The organism is Polyangium mundeleinium (genome assembly GCF_028369105.1).
GTDB classification, from domain to species: Bacteria; Myxococcota_A; Polyangia; order Polyangiales; family Polyangiaceae; genus Polyangium; species Polyangium mundeleinium.
In genome coordinates this window covers 6368776-6384739 of the sequence record NZ_JAQNDO010000001.1, presented here as the reverse complement: position 1 = coordinate 6384739, position 15964 = coordinate 6368776, and the positions used below count along the sequence as shown (strand labels likewise).

The following is a 15964-nucleotide window of genomic DNA, read 5'->3' as shown; positions in this document are numbered from 1 at the left end:
ATCGGCGCGTGACCGTGTAGCGGCCCCGCCCCTGCTCCAGCCTCCCCCGTCGCATTGGAGCTAGGCGTCGAGCCACAAATTCGAGTTAAGTATCTGCGCCAGAGTTACTTTACGCCGAGCTTTTTCGCAACCTCGGCGAGGCGCTCGTTACCCGGTTTCTCTGCTCGGGCAGCGTGTATGAGTTCTCCCATGCGGCCCTGTGCTTCCGCGTAGTCAAGCAACTTGTGAACAACGACGTCAAGCGCCTTTTCGCTGCTTGCTACCTCCTCGAGGTTCTTGTCAAGCTCATGCCGGACCATAATCGCTAGCTGATCATACCCACGAAAAGCATCGAGCAGCGCCGCATGCAACTCCTTGCGCCGGCTCCCCGACAGTCGAAGATGGCGCAGCTCGATCGGTTTTCCCTTGTTCACAGACCTTTTCCGCCGTGCGAGTGCCGCGAGCACTACGAGCAAGAGTACAGCCCCGCCGATCGCGGAGACATGCGTCCACGGCACAGGCTCCGCGCGAGGCAGAGAAAGGAAGGATAGCTTGCGCGTGGGAAAACGCACCTGCAAGACAGGCGAAGGCGCCACCTCATTCGTCACCCGCGCGACGAGCCACGGCCCGCGGACCTTTACCCATTCAAGCAGCAGGCTCCGCGCAGGCCCCGAGGAAAACACCCAGTCGCCCTCCAGCGGGATTTCCTCATCTCCACAGCGCAGCGACCCGCTCACCGTGGAGAGCACGAGCCGCTCGACCCCCACCTGCAAAGGCGCTTCTCCGGCCTGCGCCGTGCATGGTTCTGCCTCGCGGCCGATCGGAATCGGCCCCGCAAGCTGCACAGCCTGATTGCTTCGTCGACTGATCTCGAGCGACATCTCACCCTTCCGCTCGACGCGGCACCGGGCGCTGCAATCACGCGCACGGAAGTATAAGGTTTTCCCTATAAACCAGCCCGGCTCCCCCCCCTGTGCAACGGTTACGATCGCGCCCGCACCTGCCGTAGCTTTGTACGTGACATCGAACTGCTTGCACTTTGGGTTGGGCTGGATCGGGTCCAACCCCGCGATGGAACGAGAGTCCCCGATCCAGGCATCGTCCAGCGCGCCGGTGAGATTGACCCTGTCCGTGTGCCCATCCCGAAAGACCGCCGGATCGAGAACCACCGCGCGTCCCACGCCGAAGACGTGGATCTTCCCCACCTCCCCCTCGAACGTGCAGTTCGCGCCGCTCTCCACCATCTTTGCCGCCGCGCTAGGCCATGCTGCGGGGCGGGCGGATGTCTGTCAAGAGCCCTCACCCCGCACTCCATCCTCCACGAACTCACCGATCCCCACCTCCCGCGCCATCCTCGCCGCCCGCTTGTACCTCGCGATCATCACACTCGACTTGTGCCCCGTCCGATCCTGCACCCACGCCCTGGCTCTTCCCCGTCGCCAGCGCCACCGTCACGAACGCCGCCCTCGTATCGTGCAACCTGATCTGCTGCCTCTCCTTGCGCCTCTCGAACAGCACCGCCCGCGTGATCCCTGCCGCCCGCAGGTGCTCCCGATACCGCTCTGCTACCCGCCCCCCGATCGCCTTCCCGGCCACGAACACCCGCGCATCCTCCCCGACGTCCGCCCCCTCTCGCGCCCGCAGCTCCCGCCCCGCCCGCAGCGCTTCCGCCACCCCGGGCGACAGCGCCCCATGCCCGCGGCTCGTCCGTCTTGTTCTCGTCGAGCACCACGACCCCCCGCTCAAGATCGAAATCTGACGTGAGCGCCGCCGCCTCGCTACGCCAAGATGCGCAGCCAAGAGGTACGACCGTGATGATGGCGCGGCAGCCGCGGCATCGGTATTGGCGCGGCCATTGTCCGGCGCGAACCAAGGCAGGATGCGCGAACCGCTTTGAATGTGCTTTTAGATCGCAGTTTACCAGGAGCCCCTCGGATGCGGAGACGATCTTCTGTTCCCCTCCCGCGCATCCGGCCTTGTTCTGGTCATGGGAAGATCTTCGAAGCCGACGGACTGCCCGCCCGAGTGGTCGCCGAGATCCTTGACCTCCGTCCTGAGGTCACGCTCCTGGGATTCCTTGGCATCGTCGCAGCGCTCCTCCTTGCCTCCCCACCCCGCGGGCAACGAAGGCCACGAGGCCGACGGTGTTCGCGAGGAGCCAACGTCAGGATGGAGTCGAACACGGAACCCGTCCGCTCTCACGCTCGCTCGCGGAGCTGTCGAGGCGACTCGCCTGCGTAGCGACGGAATACGCGGCGAAACGCCGCCGCGTCGGCGTACCCCACACGCTCCGCGATGTCGTCGACCGAGTCGCGGGTCGTCTCCAAGAGGTGCACCGCGCTGCGTATGCGCACCCGCTGCACGAAGGCCTGCGGGCTCGAGCCCACACTCGCCCGGACGCGCCGCGCGAGCGTCCGCGAGGAGACGCCCGCCGCCCTGGCCAGCTCCTCGAGCGAGATCTGACGACTCAGGTTCCGCACGACGAACGCCTCGAGCGCAAGAACCGCAGGATCGTTCGCGCGCAGATGGTCGAGGAGCATGTAGCGAGCTTGGGTGGGCCGCTCGTCCAGGACCAGGTAGCGGCTGACCAGATGCGGCAACGACGGCCCGACCGTCCGCGCGACGATCGCGAGGGTGAGATCGGCGTGCGCGAGCGCGGCGCCGGCCGTGATCACATCCCCTTCGTCGACCACCATGCGGTCGGCCGAAACCGAGACCTCGGGGAAGCGCCGCGCGAGCTCGGAGGCGAGCCACCATGACGTGGTCGCGGACCTCCCGTCGAGCAGTCCCGACGCCGCAAGCACGAACACGGCCGAGCACGAAGCTGCCACCACCACCCCCTTTGCGCTGGCCTTTGCCAGCAGCACGGCGGCGCGCCGGAGCTCCTCGCGACCGAGCAGATCGTCCAGGGTACGTCCGCTCGCCGAGAACATGCCCGGGACCAGGACCACGTCCTGCGGGCGTAGCGCGCGAAGATGGAGGGCGCCATCCACGGGAGCCGTGCGCCCCACCGAAGAACGAACCGGCGCGCCGTCGATCGACACCACCCGCTGCACGAGATCCCGCTTGCCGAGCCGCACCGACACACGACCTGACCGACTGAAATGTGCAGCGGTACCGAGGATGTCGAGCGCGACGCCGAGCGATCCATCGGAGAAGCCGTCGAGGAGGAGGTGGACGAACATGTGGCTATTCTGGACCGAACGTTGTCAATCGCGCCACTGGCGCAGAGCGCCCGCGATTGCGATGGTGGTGCTGCGCCGCGCGGACCGCTGAGCGCGCACCCTCCGTTGGACCGGATCGGAAATTAAGCAGTGAGGACCCCATGACACGAGAACGAGAGCCCGAAGTGAAGGTAGAAGTAGAAGCCCACGGCGCCACCTTGGTGGCCCGCATCGACGCGGGGCCGCTCCAGGTGTTCGGTGCCAATCTGGCGCGGCAGCTGGAGGCCCTGGTGGAGCGCGCGGACACCGATCCCGACGTGCGCGCCGTGGTCCTCACCAGCACGCACCCCACGCGTTTCATCAGCCACGCGGACGTGAAGTGGCTTCAGGAAGGGGGTGCGCAGTACGTGGCAAGGTTGCGATCGAACGCCGACGCCGATGCTCCGCCGCCACCGCCAGAATACGTCGGACTCGACCGATTGCATGGCCTGTTTCTTCGCATGAACGGTGCCGCGGCGGTGTTCGTGGCCGCGCTGGAAGGCGCCGCGCTCGGCCTGGGCGCCGAGCTCGCCTGGGCGTGCGATCTGCGTGTCATGTCCGACCGTGATGCGTTCATCGGTCAACCCGAAGTCTTGCTCGGGATCATGCCGGGTGGCGGCGGCAGCCAGCGACTGACCCGTCTGGTGGGCGTGCACCGTTCGCTGGTTGCCATCCTCGACGGCAAACCCTTCACGCCGGCGCAGGCGCTCGAGATCGGCGCGGTCGACGCGGTGGTGCCCAAGGACAGCGTGGTCGCCAAGGCAACCGCGCTCGCCGACGAGCTCGGCAAGCGCCACAAGCCGAGCATCGGCGCGATCAAGCGTTCGGTGTACTTCGGCGGCTCCCTCCCCCTCCCCGACGGCATCAAGCTCGAAGCCAAGGAGTTCCTCGGCCTCGATGTCGCGGAGGAAGGCCAGCGACGCATGCTCGCCTATCAGGCAGAGACGCTCGAAAAGGGCGAGCTGCCGCTCTACGTGCAAGGCGGCTACGAAGAGGCGCTGCGGGCGGGGCGAACCAAGGGCTGAGCAGGTTTTTGGAGGAACCAGCCAGCTGGCCCAACCGATTTTCGCGGCCGCGCGCAGCTCCAAGCCGAAGCGCCCCAGCGCGGACGGCGCGCGCGCTTCGCCGGGCATAGCGCTGCTCGAAGAGTCGCCGCCCCCGCACTGGCATTTGCAGATCGATTGAGGCAGGTGGGTCGTAAGGGTGCGGGCGGGACGGGCCCGCAGCGCCCCGGGCCTATTCGTCGACGACGCGGATCGGGAGCCAGTCGAAGCCGGTGACGCCTGCGTCCCGGAAGATGCGGCGGACCTTGGGTGTGACGAGGAACCTGGGATATGCGAACAGGGCATCGCCCACGTCGCCTTCGTAGTGAGTATCGCCGAACCATTCCCAGGTCACGTTGATATCGCGGATCTCTGCGAAATCCGCGGCGCGGTAGACGAGGCGGGTGGGGATCTCCGTGGGCGTGTCGAAGCCGCTCCTGCTGCAACAGCAGAGGTCGTCGGGTACGATCCCGGTTGAACGTGGAGACATCGGCGGCATCGTGTGCGTGGCGCAGAGCTGACGCCACGGAAGCTGAATGTGCCCCCGCTTCTCGAACGCCGTGAACACGCCCCGGAACGAGAGCCCCGTCGCGCCGCTCTCCGCGAGCACGGCAGCCAGGTTCTCGTCGACGAGTACGTCGTCGTAGGGGGTCGTGGCCGCGCGCCGGCCTTCGAGTTTGTGGAGGTCTTCGACGTCGATGATCATCGCGGACGTCTGCCGGGCCCCGGCACCGCAGCGCTTGCATGCGTCGGACATGTCGTACGTCGTGCCCATCCGCGGCCCGCCGAAGACTCGGGCATTGACGTCGTACGACATGATGAGCAGCGGCGCCGCTTCGAGCTCCTCATCGGTGAAGCAGTCATAGCGCCGTTCCAACCAGGAAACGCCACGTTCGTTCAAAATGAGCAGGAGGCGCCGCAACCGTTCGTCCCCTTCGTTCAGGGTGACGATGGTGAAGATCGCGTCATCGTTGATCTCTACCACGTCGGGACCGCATCCCAGGGAGCCGAGCAGCGCATGCGGCCCCTCCGGGATGCGGTCGCTTCTGACCAGGATTCGAACCTCTGTTCTCATCTTACGCCTCAATCGCTTGGCTACTTGAAGAAGTATGGCTTGATCGCATCGAGCCAGCGGGGGTAAGGGGCGTACACCTCCTCATACATCTTCCACAGCGTACGCGGACGCAACGCGATTCCCTCCGCGATCATGCGCTTCCTGGCCTCGTCGAGCGCATCCGTGATCTTCTTGTGATGCTCCTTCGTCAAGATCACGGACGGGATGTTGTCAAGCTCTTTCGTGATACGCAAGTCCCGCCCTATCGCCTTTTCCAGGATGTGATGCGCCTGGAAGTCCCCCTCCAGGCCCCGCGTGAACTCGCGCATCGTCTTGTAGGGACCGATTGCGCCGTTTTGCTCCAGGGCCTCCGCGATTGCCCTCCCGTACTGCTTCGCCAGGATCTCGGCCGTCTCCTTCGATAACTCCTCGGCCCCCTGGAGGAGGATCGGCGCCTTCTTCGCGCAGGCCTCCTCCAGCTTCTTCGCGAACTTTTCCGCCTGCCCGACCAGCACCGCCGACGCGACCTGCGTGATCGCCGCCGCGGCCTGGACGATGGCGTTATCGACGCCGTCCTCGTCGTCGCCCCCGATGACACCGAACCGCTTGCCGTCCTTGCGGGCGAGGTCGTGGTTGAACTCGCCGTTCAGCATCGCCGACGCTATCGCCAGCTCGCGGACCATCCGTTCGAGCGGCGTCAGGGCCTTGCCTTTGCCCGTCCCGTCACCCTTCCCGGCGCACCCCTGCTTCGTGTCCTGACAGCGCCCTGCGCTCATCACCGGCGCCCCCGACCGAAATGCGTGCTCCGGCAGCGCCCCACCCCGATCCACCAGCGTACAGGATTCGTCGACGCACTTCGGCGGATGCACCTCGTCGCGTGAGGGCAGGACCCTCTCCTTGCTCAGGGCCCCCGACTCCTTCGGCAAAACCATGTCCTTCGAGCGCGGGTCCTGGGGCGCCGATTCCTTGTCCGGCGGGCCCTCGCGGCGGATGCGATGCTTCTCGACGCGCTTCTCGATGCTGTCGGAATCGCCGCCGCCGCCGCTCCCGTCTCCCTTTGCACTGCCGCCTTTGCCGCCGCCGCCCTCGTCGCCGCGCGCCTTCTCCTTCGGTGGTGGATCCTCCTTCTTTGCGGGCGCGGGCGGAGGCACGGGCTTCGGCTTGGGCGGAGGCGACGGCTCGCAAGCCCCCGCCTTGTCGTGGAACTGGAGGGGAATCAATCCACGATTCTTCAGATCGGCGCGCGGATCGAAGACGAAGAGCGGCAAGACGTCGTGGCAGGCGACGAGCTGTCGGGCCGCGGGGCCGAACACAGGGTTGCCCGAGAAATCGTAGGTCCACTCGTTGTGCGCCGGCCCGTGCGGGTGCATGCACATGCCGATGTAATGGATCGGCGTCTTGCGCTTGCATTCTTGCGCGAGCACGGGCGGCGCCGACAAGACGAGCCCGAAGGCGAGGAGCAGGACCAGGCAGACCCGGGACGGACGCCACGACGACGACCACGCGCCACGCAGAAAGAATGCCCTGCGCAACAACGAAAGGAGGATATTGTAGAGTAGCCCCGGGGGATCACTCCCCCGGGGCCCTCGCCGGAACCGGACAAGGAGATTTCCACCATCCGGCTCTTCCGTTGATGTGGCTTGCGGCTACGTCCCCCAGATTCGGACTATCACGCGGGGACGGGGCAGAGGCAGGCTCTTCAGCATCTCGCCGAACCCCTCCCAATTCAGGCGCACCCGATTGCTCCGACGGCAGAGCCACTTGTACCAGGCCCTCTTGGCTTCTTCGACGAGCAACAGCAGACTGCGAACATTGCCGTTGACGCCGAAGTAGTTGAAGTGCCCTTGGATGCGCCTCTTGAGCGCGGCATGCTGCACCTTGACCGGCAGGTGCCGATAGCGGCGGCACCAGTCGGCGACGGACTGGACTGCCCGTCGAAGGCGAGCAGACCGAGTCTTGCACGCCATTTGCCATTGACCTCTCAAGGTCCGCCGCCAGTACAGCGTGAACCCGAGGAAGTCGAACGTCGCCAGACCTTTGCCGCCCGTCTGCGCGGCCGGTGGCCGCTGGAAGGGTAACAGGCGAGTCTTGTCCGGGTGAAGGGTCAGTCCGAATCGCCCCATCCGCTTGTGGAGCACCTCCATCACGCGCTCCGCGTCGTCCTGGCGCTCGAACACCATCACAAAATCATCCGCATAGCGGATGAGGTGCGCCTCACCCCGCGTACGCGGCTTGACCTCGCGATCGAACCACAGGTCGAGCACGTAATGCAGATAGATGTTCCCCAGGAGCGGGGAGAGCACCGACCCCTGGGCCGTGCCGATCTCCGGCTCGGAGTACTCCGCGCCGTCGAGCACACCCACGTGCAAGCATTTGCCGATGAGCCGCAGGAGCGACCCATCGGCCACCCGAGTCTGGAGCATCTCCAGCAGCTTGGTGCGATCCACGCTGTCGAAGAAGGACACGATGTCAGCCTCCAGAATCCACCCCACCTTGCCCTTGTACACGAGCCGGTCGAGGGCACGGATGGCGTCATGGGCACTGCGTCCGGGCCTGAAGCCGTACGAGCAGTCCAGAAAGTCCTGCTCGTAGATCGCTTCGAGCACCTCGCGCACGGCGTCCTGGACCAGTTTGTCCTCGAACGCCGATATCCCAATCGGCCTCGTCTTGCCCTTGTCCTTGGGGATGTGGACACGCCGGATCGGCTGGTGCCGATATCGCTTCGACCTCAGCCGTTCGTGCAGGCCCTGGAGGTTGCGCTCCAGGTCCAGCCCATACTGCTCCTTCGTGACTCCATCCACCCCCACCGCTGCATCCTTCCGCATGCGGCGATACGCGCGTGCCAGGGCTGGCCCGTCGATGAGATGGGCCAGCGCGTGGAACCGTCCTTCGGGCTCCCTTCTCGCTCTTTCCGCTACCTTCAACAGTCCCGGTGACATGTTCTCCGACATCAATGCGTCGGGCATGGTTCCCTCCTGAAGTTCACACCAACACGGGCTGCCTTTGCTCGGCCGGGTCCGGGCGCTACCCCGTTCCCCGACGTCATCGCTCGTATTCAGCCCTCCGACTCCCGCGTTCCCGTCGGCATCGGCTCCGGTTGTCCCTTGCCTGCTGCCTACCTCGGTGCGAATACTTCTTCTGTGCAGAGCCACGAGCATGGCTTCGGCCGGCCGCGCGCGTATCCGCAAGCGCGCGGCGCGTCGGAGATTGATCACCGGGTCTCCGTGGCACCGGTTGTTCCCGAAGAGGAACGCGGGTCTCCCAGGTCTCTGGACCGTCCCCTTCCTACGTGCCGTGGTCGTACACCCCGCCGGGAGTGCCCTTCCCTTGCCCACTTCTGGGAAGTTCACCGTCGCCTTCGGGTGCAATGACGCCCTCGGCCCCCGGAATGATTATAATTTTCGTGGCTGCATTCCCCACGGCCCGCACGCTCGCGCACCTACGCATCGCCGGCCGCGTTACCGTGACCGTCGCAAGGCTCGCTACCGGCCTGGGCGGGCCACCCTTGGCCGGGCGGGGATCGCACCCGCCGGACGGCAAACCGAATTTCATGAGTTTATCGCATCTCATTCCTTTCGGACCAGACTTGCCTGGTCGCACCATTGCCCTGATCCCTACGTACAGGCGCCCCGAAGCGTCGGAGAGCCTGTATTCGCGGCAGGTTGTCCGACCGACATACAGGCCGTCAAGACAAGAAGCACGCAGCAAGGCGCGCATCGGACCTTGTTTCCGGTTACCGATCTCGGGCTGCGGGCAAGAAGCGCGTGTGGGGAAGAAGTTGAACCAACCCGATCCTCTCACCGACCAGCGCCCCGGCCGCTCCCGTCGTCGCCTCTCCACGGCCGCACGTCACGCCAGCACCACACTGCCGCCACGTGCAGCCGACGGCGCCACGAGGATTCACCGCGACGAACGCCGATCCCTTCATCCTACCCTGTAGAACGGGCTTGGATCTCCGCCCGCGGTCGTGAGGTTCGTCCCGTACACTCCTCTCGCCTTCGACCGGGCGCCGCGGTATCGTGCGCCGCACATGCGATCTTTAGGTGTCGCGCTCGTCGTCCTTCTCGGCCTCACGACTCCCGCGCTCGCCGACGAACCTCGCGAGGCGTCACCCGTCCCGCCGGATGCGCTTGAAGACGCGGCGAAAAAGGCGCGCTTCACCTCGTACGTGATCGACGGCGATCGTGCGCGCGCCGCGGGACGAGCGACGGCCGCCGCGAGGGCGTACGCTGCCGCGCTCGACGTCCGCCACGATCCGCTGATCGCCGGCCGCCTCGGCGTGATTCTCGTGCAGCTCGGGAGGCCCGTGGATGCCGCGGATCTGCTGCTCGACGCGATCCAACGGCGTCGAGAGTCATCAGATCACCGCCATGACCGCGGGCGGGATCGCGAGTGTGTGCGGGCACTACAGGTGGTTCTACGGCTGCGCGCTCGGGCACCTCGGCGAGCTGGCAGTCGGTCTCCTCGGCTCGATCACGCCGCGCCGTGAGCAGCGCTTGACAAGCCACCACGCGGTACTATCTAGTGAACTAGATGATAGGTAGCTAGATGCTTGCGAGCTACACACTGGGGAGCTAGAAGAAGATGGCATCGGAACGGCAACGCGTCGGCACACAGCTTTCCTTTGCGCTTTATGCGGCGGCAAACCGGATGGTGCGTTTGCACAAGCCGTTTCTCGAGCCGTTGGGCCTGACCTTCCCCCAGTATCTCGTGATCCTGGAGTTGCTGGATGGCGCGCCGCTTTCCGTCGGCACACTCGGTGCCCGCCTCGACATGGACACGGGCACGATCACTCCGCTGCTCAAGCGGCTTGACGTCGCCGGCATGGTGACGCGGACACGCGACCCCGCCGACGAACGCCGCGTCTTGGTCGACCTGACACCCCGTGGCCGCGCCCTCGAAGCCGAGGTCCGGGGCATCACCGACAAGATCAAGACCGCATGCCAGCTTTCCGACCGGGACTTGGACGACCTTCGGCGCACGCTCGAAGCGCTCGCGCACCCGGCGGCCGAATGAAACCCGCGAGAACTACAAGGAGATTCTAATCATGAAGATCGGCATTTTGGGTACTGGCCACATCGGAAAGACCCTGGTCCGAAAGCTGAGTGCAGCCGGACATGACGTGAAGGCGGCCAACTCCCGCGGCCCGGACACGATCGAGGCCGATGTGCTGGCCTTCGGCGGACGCGCGGTCTCGGCGGCGGAAGCCGTGGCGGACGTTGACGTCGTGATCATCTCGATTCCCCTGAACCGTCTTCCGGGGATTGCGCCGCTGCTCGCCAACGTACCAGCCGAAGCGGTCGTCATCGACACGTCGAACTACTATCCGCAGCGCGACGGCAGGATCGACGCCATCGAAGCCGGTCAGGTGGAAAGCCTCTGGGTAGCCGAACTGCTGGGCCGCCCTATCGTCAAGGCGTGGAACGCGATCGGTTCCGACTCTTTCGCGAAGAAGGGAAAGCCTGCGGGGAGCCCGGACCGCATCGCCATCCCCGTTGCGGCCGATCGCGAAGCGGATCGCAAGATTGGAATGGCGCTCGTCGAGGACACCGGGTTCGACGCATTCGACGCAGGGACGCTTGCGGAATCGTGGCGGCAGCAGCCTGGCGCTCCGTGCTACTGCACGGACCTCACCCGCGAGGAGATGCCCGCCGCGATTGCTGCGGCAGATCGGGCACGATTGCCGAAGCGGCGCGACCTGTCGATCGCGGTGATAAGGGAGCGGGTCGGAGACGCCACAACGAACCCGGACGCGGAATACGCCGTCCGCCTGACTCGTGCGTTGTACATGTGAGTCCTTGCCGGTCCGCGCCCGAAGCCGGGCGGTAGCCAACCCTCACTCTCATCAAATTCACCAGGTCTGGCCTCCGGTGGCAGGCCCGCACACGTAGGCCACGCCATCGCCGGCAAGGCGATCACGGACCTCGCCCAAGCACGGTGCATCCCGAGCCGGTGCGGGACACGTTCGTGGATCCGCCCTCTGCGTGGAGCCGCGCTTACGTCGCAGGCGCGTGCGTCGCGCGCGCTTCGAGTTCCTTCCGGAGCTTCCGGCGCTCGCCCTTCGGCACCTTGCGAGCGAGATCCGCGATACGATTCACCTCGTCGTCCGTCGGGAAGGTCATGACGCAAAAGGGGGGTACGTCGAGCGCGCGTGCGATGCGCTCGATCGTCTCGATGGTGATCGCCGCGAGGCCCTGCTCGATGCTCGACAGGTGGCCTTTCGAGATCGCGCTCGCATCGGCGACATCCTGCAAGGACATGCCGCGCTCTTTTCGTAGCTCGCGGATACGAGCGCCAACCTTCAGGCAGAATGGTTTTGCTTCGCTTCGTCGAGGCACAGTTTCCTCCCTACGGGCGCATGAGGGGTGTTCCGACATCCCTACCACAGACCCAGCGTCAAGACAAACCTCGGACAAACGTTCCCGCGAGCCCCCTCGGAAGCGAGGGAGCCCGCGGGTTGGATGACGCACTGTCGCTTCATGGCCCGGAGAAACTCGGCGACGGCGGTGTGAGCCGCCCGCGCGGCGGCCATGTCGTCGCTTCCGGTGCTCCCTGGCGACGCCCGGTCATGGAGTACGCGCCGCGCGAACGCGCTTCGCTCTCTACCTACACGTCGGATCCGGGCGATTCCACTCGCCCCACATGTTGATCCCCATGACGTTCTTGCAGCGGGTCGGAGGACCCCAGTCGAGGTGAGGGGTCACAGCGCAGGTCGCTTCCCAGTTCGAGCCATGGGGAATCCCCCACAGGATCGCCGAGAACTGCCGATAGCCCGGGCCTTTGCAGCCGTCGTCCTTCAACGCACCCCAGTGCGCAGCGTGGGCAAGCGACGACAACATGAAGATCAGACCGAATACAGGCACGAGGATCCATCGAGACATATTTCCTCCTCAGGGCGCATTCATCGCGCAGCTCCGCTCGAACATTCGACACGACGAACCGGTTGGCAATCCCCAGCAATTTCAATGTTTTCGTGCGCATTCACGAAACTCTGGCAAACCCGAGCACACAATGGCATGCCAACGACCCGGTTGCCCCGCCGCCACTTGTCAATCCGTACCTGCGGTCACAGGCTGTTTTCGGAGAACCCTATGCGCAAGCCGCTCGAGGCATGGCGCGATAGGTTCCAAGAGGAGACATACCGATGAACAGCGTGCATGCGCATTGCGCAGAAGCTGGGAGCGCTCGAAACGCGCGCCGCGCGTCTCATGAGAAGGACCACGCCTCCGCCGACCGACGCCGCGCGGCGAGCGGGACGAGGCGGCGGATACAGAGGGTTCTGTTGGCACTGCCTCTGATCTCCCTCCTCTTCTTGGCGCCGCTTACCGCGGGAGCCGCACGCCAGGACTGGAGAATAGACGGTTCGAGATGGACGCCGACGGAATCCTGGACATACTACGCTCATCCTGGATTCCCTGACATGCACTTCTCGGCGGACGAGAACACGCGTGATAGGAGCCATATGACGTACCGACGCGACAACGTGACATATCGGTACTATGGATGGACCAATACGTTCAATGGAAACCCGGACGACAACATGAAGAATCGCCTCGTGAGCGCGTGGAACAATTTTCACTCCTGAAGCGACCGCGTACGGCGGGTCCAAAATATAGGAAACAGCCACGCGGGCCCTCCCCGACAGGCGACGCGCCTGCGGAGCTCGTCGCGGCCGTCGCGCCCCCTCCGTCTGCGTCAGAGAACCGGTCACGTGCGATGTTGGGGCAAGAATGACTTGGGCCGTGCCAGACTCCGACGGCACGAGGACCGGATGGAACCACCGAAGCGCACCCCGATGAACCTGCTCGTGGTGGAGGACGATGCGCCCCTCGCGGAGCTCCTCGTCGGCATCGCCGAGAAGCGCGGCCTGCGCGCGTCGCGGGCGGCCACGATCGCCGAGGGCCGCGCGCGGATCGAGGCGGGCGACGTGGAAATCCTCCTGACGGACATGCGCCTGCCGGACGGCAGCGGCATCGACCTCATCGAGTGGACCCGCAAGGCCGATCCGCGCATCGTGATCCTCGCGATCACGGCCTTCGGGAGCATCGAGATCGCGGTCCGCGCGGTGCGCCAAGGGGCTTACGATTTCCTCACGAAGCCCGTCGAGCCGGCGGTGCTCGCCGTCGCGCTCGATCGGGCCATGGAGGCCCGGCGGCTCCGGGGTGAGGTCGAGGCGCTGCGCGGGGCGCTCGAGGCAGTGCACCGCGCAGCGTTCAACATCACGGTGGAGGTGTTCGCGCGGAAGCGCGCGGCGTAGTCCGGTGCGCAGCATCACGGGGCACGGGCGTCGGTGAATCTGCGCCCCCTGCCACCAGCAGCGGGCCCTCTGTCAATACCACCGAAGTAGTATCCGCGGCCGCGCGCCTCCCCCGCGGTCAGCGCTCGCGGTCCCTTTGGCGAGGAGCGTCCACAAGGCAGCGGCATATCAAGGCGACGCACGAGGACGCGAAGCGCGTTGGGTTGGCGAGCGAGCGCATCAACAGATGAAAGAGGAGTTCGGGATCGACCACGCCGAATGCCGCTCCTGCCACGCGCTGTACCATCACGCGCTCCTGATGATGCTGACCTTCGCCTTCCTTCAGCCAGCAGGGACCGCCGAGTTTCCGTCGCGCGGGTTTGTGCTGGACGCATATTCACGCCGACGCGCACAGGCTCACGATTCAACATATTTTCTTAGTTCTACTGCGGAACCTTCAACCTGAACGAGCGCGCGCGGGCCCAGGTGGGCATGTGTCGTTTGTTTCTCACTTTGTCCTCCGAATCGTCCGCACGGTTTGACCAGGTACTTGAAGGTTGTCTGCGGAGTGCATGATGTGCTCCGCATGTCGTACGGCGCTGACTTCTCGACGAACCATCGTGCCCAGGAGTTTTTCCAGGGCATCGTCGGCAAACATCTGCGGCGGCCCGAGCAACGCGAGTCGTTCGCGACCTATGCGTTCGGGATCCTCGGCGATGGCGAGCGGAAGAGCGTCGAGCCCATTGCTGCTCGTGCGTTCAGCGACCCCGAAGACGTGCAGCGTTGCCACGACCGGCTCCTCTACTTCATCCGGGATTCGCCCTGGAGCGATCGCGATGTCAGGCGCGCCGCTGCGCGCTATGTCGTCGACGCCATGCAGGAACATGAACCTGTAACCGTCTGGATCATCGACGACACGGGGTTCCTCAAGCAGGGCAAAAACTCCGTCGGTGTCAAGCGACAGTATACGGGCTCCGCCGGCAAGATCACGAATTGCCAGATAGGGGTGAGCCTTTGCGTGTCGAACAGGAAGGAGCAGGTGCCCATCGATTTCGAGCTCTACCTGCCGGACGACTGGACCGACGACCCGCAACGGAGGAAAGCGGCGCGCATTCCTGAAGAACGCGCGTTCAAGACGAAGCCCGAGCTCGCTCTCGACATGATCGGACGAGCGAAGGCCGACGGCATCCCGGGGGATATCGTGCTCGCAGACGCGGGATATGGCGACTCCTCTTCCTTCCGAGCGGCGCTGCGCGGGCATGGGCTCGATTACGCGGTTGCGATCAAGTCGCCGACGCGTTTCTGGCTGCTCGGCATGAACGACGAGGTCGAACGTGTCGTCTCCGCAGAGGAGTTCGGCCTCGACCATTTCGAGGGCCGCTCGTTCCCGGGGTGGAATCATCACGTCTCCGTCGTCCTGTGCTGCTACGCCTTCGTCGTCGTCGAGCGTATGCGGCATTTTTTCCCCTCGGCCCGAAGGCAAGCGTAAAGCGACGCGAACCCCCTCGCGCCCGGCACGCCACTTCGCCGATTCCTTCGCCACCATCCGTCTCGCCATCGCTCGCACGCTCATCGCGTGGCTGCCCCGGTGCCCATTCTGTCATCGCACCGGGCATATCGTACCCCCGTCGTCCAGCGGGGAGCCGCCATCCCACACCCACACGCGCCTGCCCCTCGCGCCTGAACCTGAGATCCCGCAGTAGAATTAGGAACGAATAAACCAGGAGCTCGGGGGCGATTTCACCATTGCGCGCGCGAATGGCTCCTGCTCGGCGGCGCTGTTGCGCCCGACGTGCCGGTGCTCGACCCGCAGCTCGATACAGTGGTTCGTTGATTCCCCCGATTTGGGACCCGCTTGCAGCGCAGGGTAATAGCCTACGCTGCAAGCATGACTTCCATTCCACGTCACGGCGAGCGGGCTGGCACGAGCTCGAAGAGCTGGCTATCACCGCCATGGCAGGGGAACTGGTTGATCGGTGTGCGGGCCCCCGGATGGTACCCAGAAATGTTGAGGCAAAGCCCGGATTGCTTCGACACGATCGAGTACAAGTTCGCGCCCTGGCTCTCCAGGGTGAAGACCTGCTCGTCCCCCGATCGACAACGCTGCTGAACGATGTTCACGCGAGGCTCGACGCTGGCACCCTCGGGCTGGAGGCACTGCGCGGCGAAATGGGCGATGAGGTTGTACCCGCCGGAAGGTGCACGCGCGACCCTGAAGAGCTGATACTCGGTGCCGTCGCACGCGTCCTGAATGACCTGGGCGCCCTGGCGATCGGTCCGCGGAGAGATATCGAGGCAAAGGTCGCTCTGCCGTTGGATGATGTTGTATGTCCCGAGCCGCACTTGCGCGCTCGCGCTCGCTGGAATCATGGCCACGGACGCGAAGGCCATCGCTGTCCATCCAATCTGCCATTTTCGCTGCATGGGTCCCTACACCTTTCGTCGATGC

16 protein-coding genes are annotated in these 15964 nt (G+C 65.3%); 6 read left to right on the top strand and 10 right to left on the bottom strand.

Annotation, left to right across the window (positions count from 1 at the left end; genetic code table 11):
* Positions 1 to 104 precede the first annotated feature (104 nt).
* From POL67_RS25410 to POL67_RS25400, 3 genes are all read right to left on the bottom strand, one after another.
* Entirely contained in the window at positions 105 to 1223 is a 1119-nt protein-coding gene (locus POL67_RS25410; RefSeq protein WP_271921503.1) for an effector-associated domain EAD1-containing protein, read from the bottom strand.
* A gap of 82 nt (positions 1224 to 1305) precedes the next feature.
* A complete protein-coding gene (locus tag POL67_RS25405) occupies positions 1306 to 1575 on the bottom strand; it encodes a hypothetical protein (protein ID WP_271921501.1) in 270 nt (89 codons plus the stop codon).
* Positions 1576 to 2177: 602 nt separating this feature from the next.
* Complete coding sequence (locus POL67_RS25400; RefSeq protein WP_271921499.1) at positions 2178 to 3164, bottom strand: GlxA family transcriptional regulator; 987 nt, start codon at positions 3162 to 3164, stop codon at positions 2178 to 2180.
* 140 nt (positions 3165 to 3304) lie between these two features.
* On the opposite strand from POL67_RS25400, the gene POL67_RS25395 reads away from it, so the two are divergent.
* Positions 3305 to 4207: an enoyl-CoA hydratase/isomerase family protein gene (locus tag POL67_RS25395; protein WP_271921497.1), complete on the top strand. Its 903-nt coding sequence runs from the start codon at positions 3305 to 3307 to the stop codon at positions 4205 to 4207.
* A 211-nt stretch (positions 4208 to 4418) separates the two neighbouring features.
* Here POL67_RS25395 and POL67_RS25390 read toward each other — a convergent pair whose 3' ends face one another.
* From POL67_RS25390 to POL67_RS25375, 4 genes are all read right to left on the bottom strand, one after another.
* Positions 4419 to 5210: a hypothetical protein gene (locus POL67_RS25390; RefSeq protein ID WP_271921495.1), complete on the bottom strand. Its 792-nt coding sequence runs from the start codon at positions 5208 to 5210 to the stop codon at positions 4419 to 4421.
* A gap of 110 nt (positions 5211 to 5320) precedes the next feature.
* The gene (locus POL67_RS25385; RefSeq protein WP_271921493.1) at positions 5321 to 6814 is read right to left on the bottom strand and encodes a hypothetical protein; all 1494 of its coding nucleotides are present in this window, start codon (positions 6812 to 6814) and stop codon (positions 5321 to 5323) included.
* A gap of 111 nt (positions 6815 to 6925) precedes the next feature.
* Complete coding sequence (gene ltrA / locus POL67_RS25380; protein WP_271916075.1) at positions 6926 to 8245, bottom strand: group II intron reverse transcriptase/maturase; 1320 nt, start codon at positions 8243 to 8245, stop codon at positions 6926 to 6928.
* A gap of 1142 nt (positions 8246 to 9387) precedes the next feature.
* On the bottom strand, positions 9388 to 9621 hold the full coding sequence (locus tag POL67_RS25375; RefSeq protein WP_271921491.1) for a hypothetical protein: 234 nt from the start codon (positions 9619 to 9621) through the stop codon (positions 9388 to 9390).
* A gap of 242 nt (positions 9622 to 9863) precedes the next feature.
* On the opposite strand from POL67_RS25375, the gene POL67_RS25370 reads away from it, so the two are divergent.
* The gene (locus tag POL67_RS25370) at positions 9864 to 10295 is read left to right on the top strand and encodes a MarR family winged helix-turn-helix transcriptional regulator (protein WP_271921489.1); all 432 of its coding nucleotides are present in this window, start codon (positions 9864 to 9866) and stop codon (positions 10293 to 10295) included.
* Positions 10296 to 10326: 31 nt separating this feature from the next.
* The gene (locus POL67_RS25365; RefSeq protein WP_271921487.1) at positions 10327 to 11073 is read left to right on the top strand and encodes an NADPH-dependent F420 reductase; all 747 of its coding nucleotides are present in this window, start codon (positions 10327 to 10329) and stop codon (positions 11071 to 11073) included.
* Between the two features lie 202 nt (positions 11074 to 11275).
* Here POL67_RS25365 and POL67_RS25360 read toward each other — a convergent pair whose 3' ends face one another.
* On the bottom strand, positions 11276 to 11656 hold the full coding sequence (locus tag POL67_RS25360; protein ID WP_271921485.1) for a helix-turn-helix domain-containing protein: 381 nt from the start codon (positions 11654 to 11656) through the stop codon (positions 11276 to 11278).
* Between the two features lie 225 nt (positions 11657 to 11881).
* Positions 11882 to 12160 (bottom strand): hypothetical protein, encoded by a 279-nt coding sequence (locus tag POL67_RS25355; RefSeq protein ID WP_271921483.1) that lies wholly within the window; start codon positions 12158 to 12160, stop codon positions 11882 to 11884.
* Positions 12161 to 12741: 581 nt separating this feature from the next.
* On the opposite strand from POL67_RS25355, the gene POL67_RS25350 reads away from it, so the two are divergent.
* The 3 genes from POL67_RS25350 to POL67_RS25335 all read left to right on the top strand — a co-directional run bounded on the left by POL67_RS25350 (position 12742) and on the right by POL67_RS25335 (position 15004).
* Complete coding sequence (locus POL67_RS25350; protein WP_271921480.1) at positions 12742 to 12864, top strand: hypothetical protein; 123 nt, start codon at positions 12742 to 12744, stop codon at positions 12862 to 12864.
* A gap of 186 nt (positions 12865 to 13050) precedes the next feature.
* Positions 13051 to 13536, top strand: coding sequence for a response regulator (locus POL67_RS25345; protein WP_271921478.1), 486 nt, complete (start codon positions 13051 to 13053; stop codon positions 13534 to 13536).
* 565 nt (positions 13537 to 14101) lie between these two features.
* Positions 14102 to 15004, top strand: coding sequence for an IS701 family transposase (locus POL67_RS25335; protein WP_271921476.1), 903 nt, complete (start codon positions 14102 to 14104; stop codon positions 15002 to 15004).
* 416 nt (positions 15005 to 15420) lie between these two features.
* On the opposite strand, the gene POL67_RS25330 is transcribed toward POL67_RS25335, so the two are convergent.
* A complete protein-coding gene (locus POL67_RS25330; RefSeq protein WP_271921474.1) occupies positions 15421 to 15939 on the bottom strand; it encodes an RICIN domain-containing protein in 519 nt (172 codons plus the stop codon).
* Positions 15940 to 15964 lie beyond the last annotated feature (25 nt).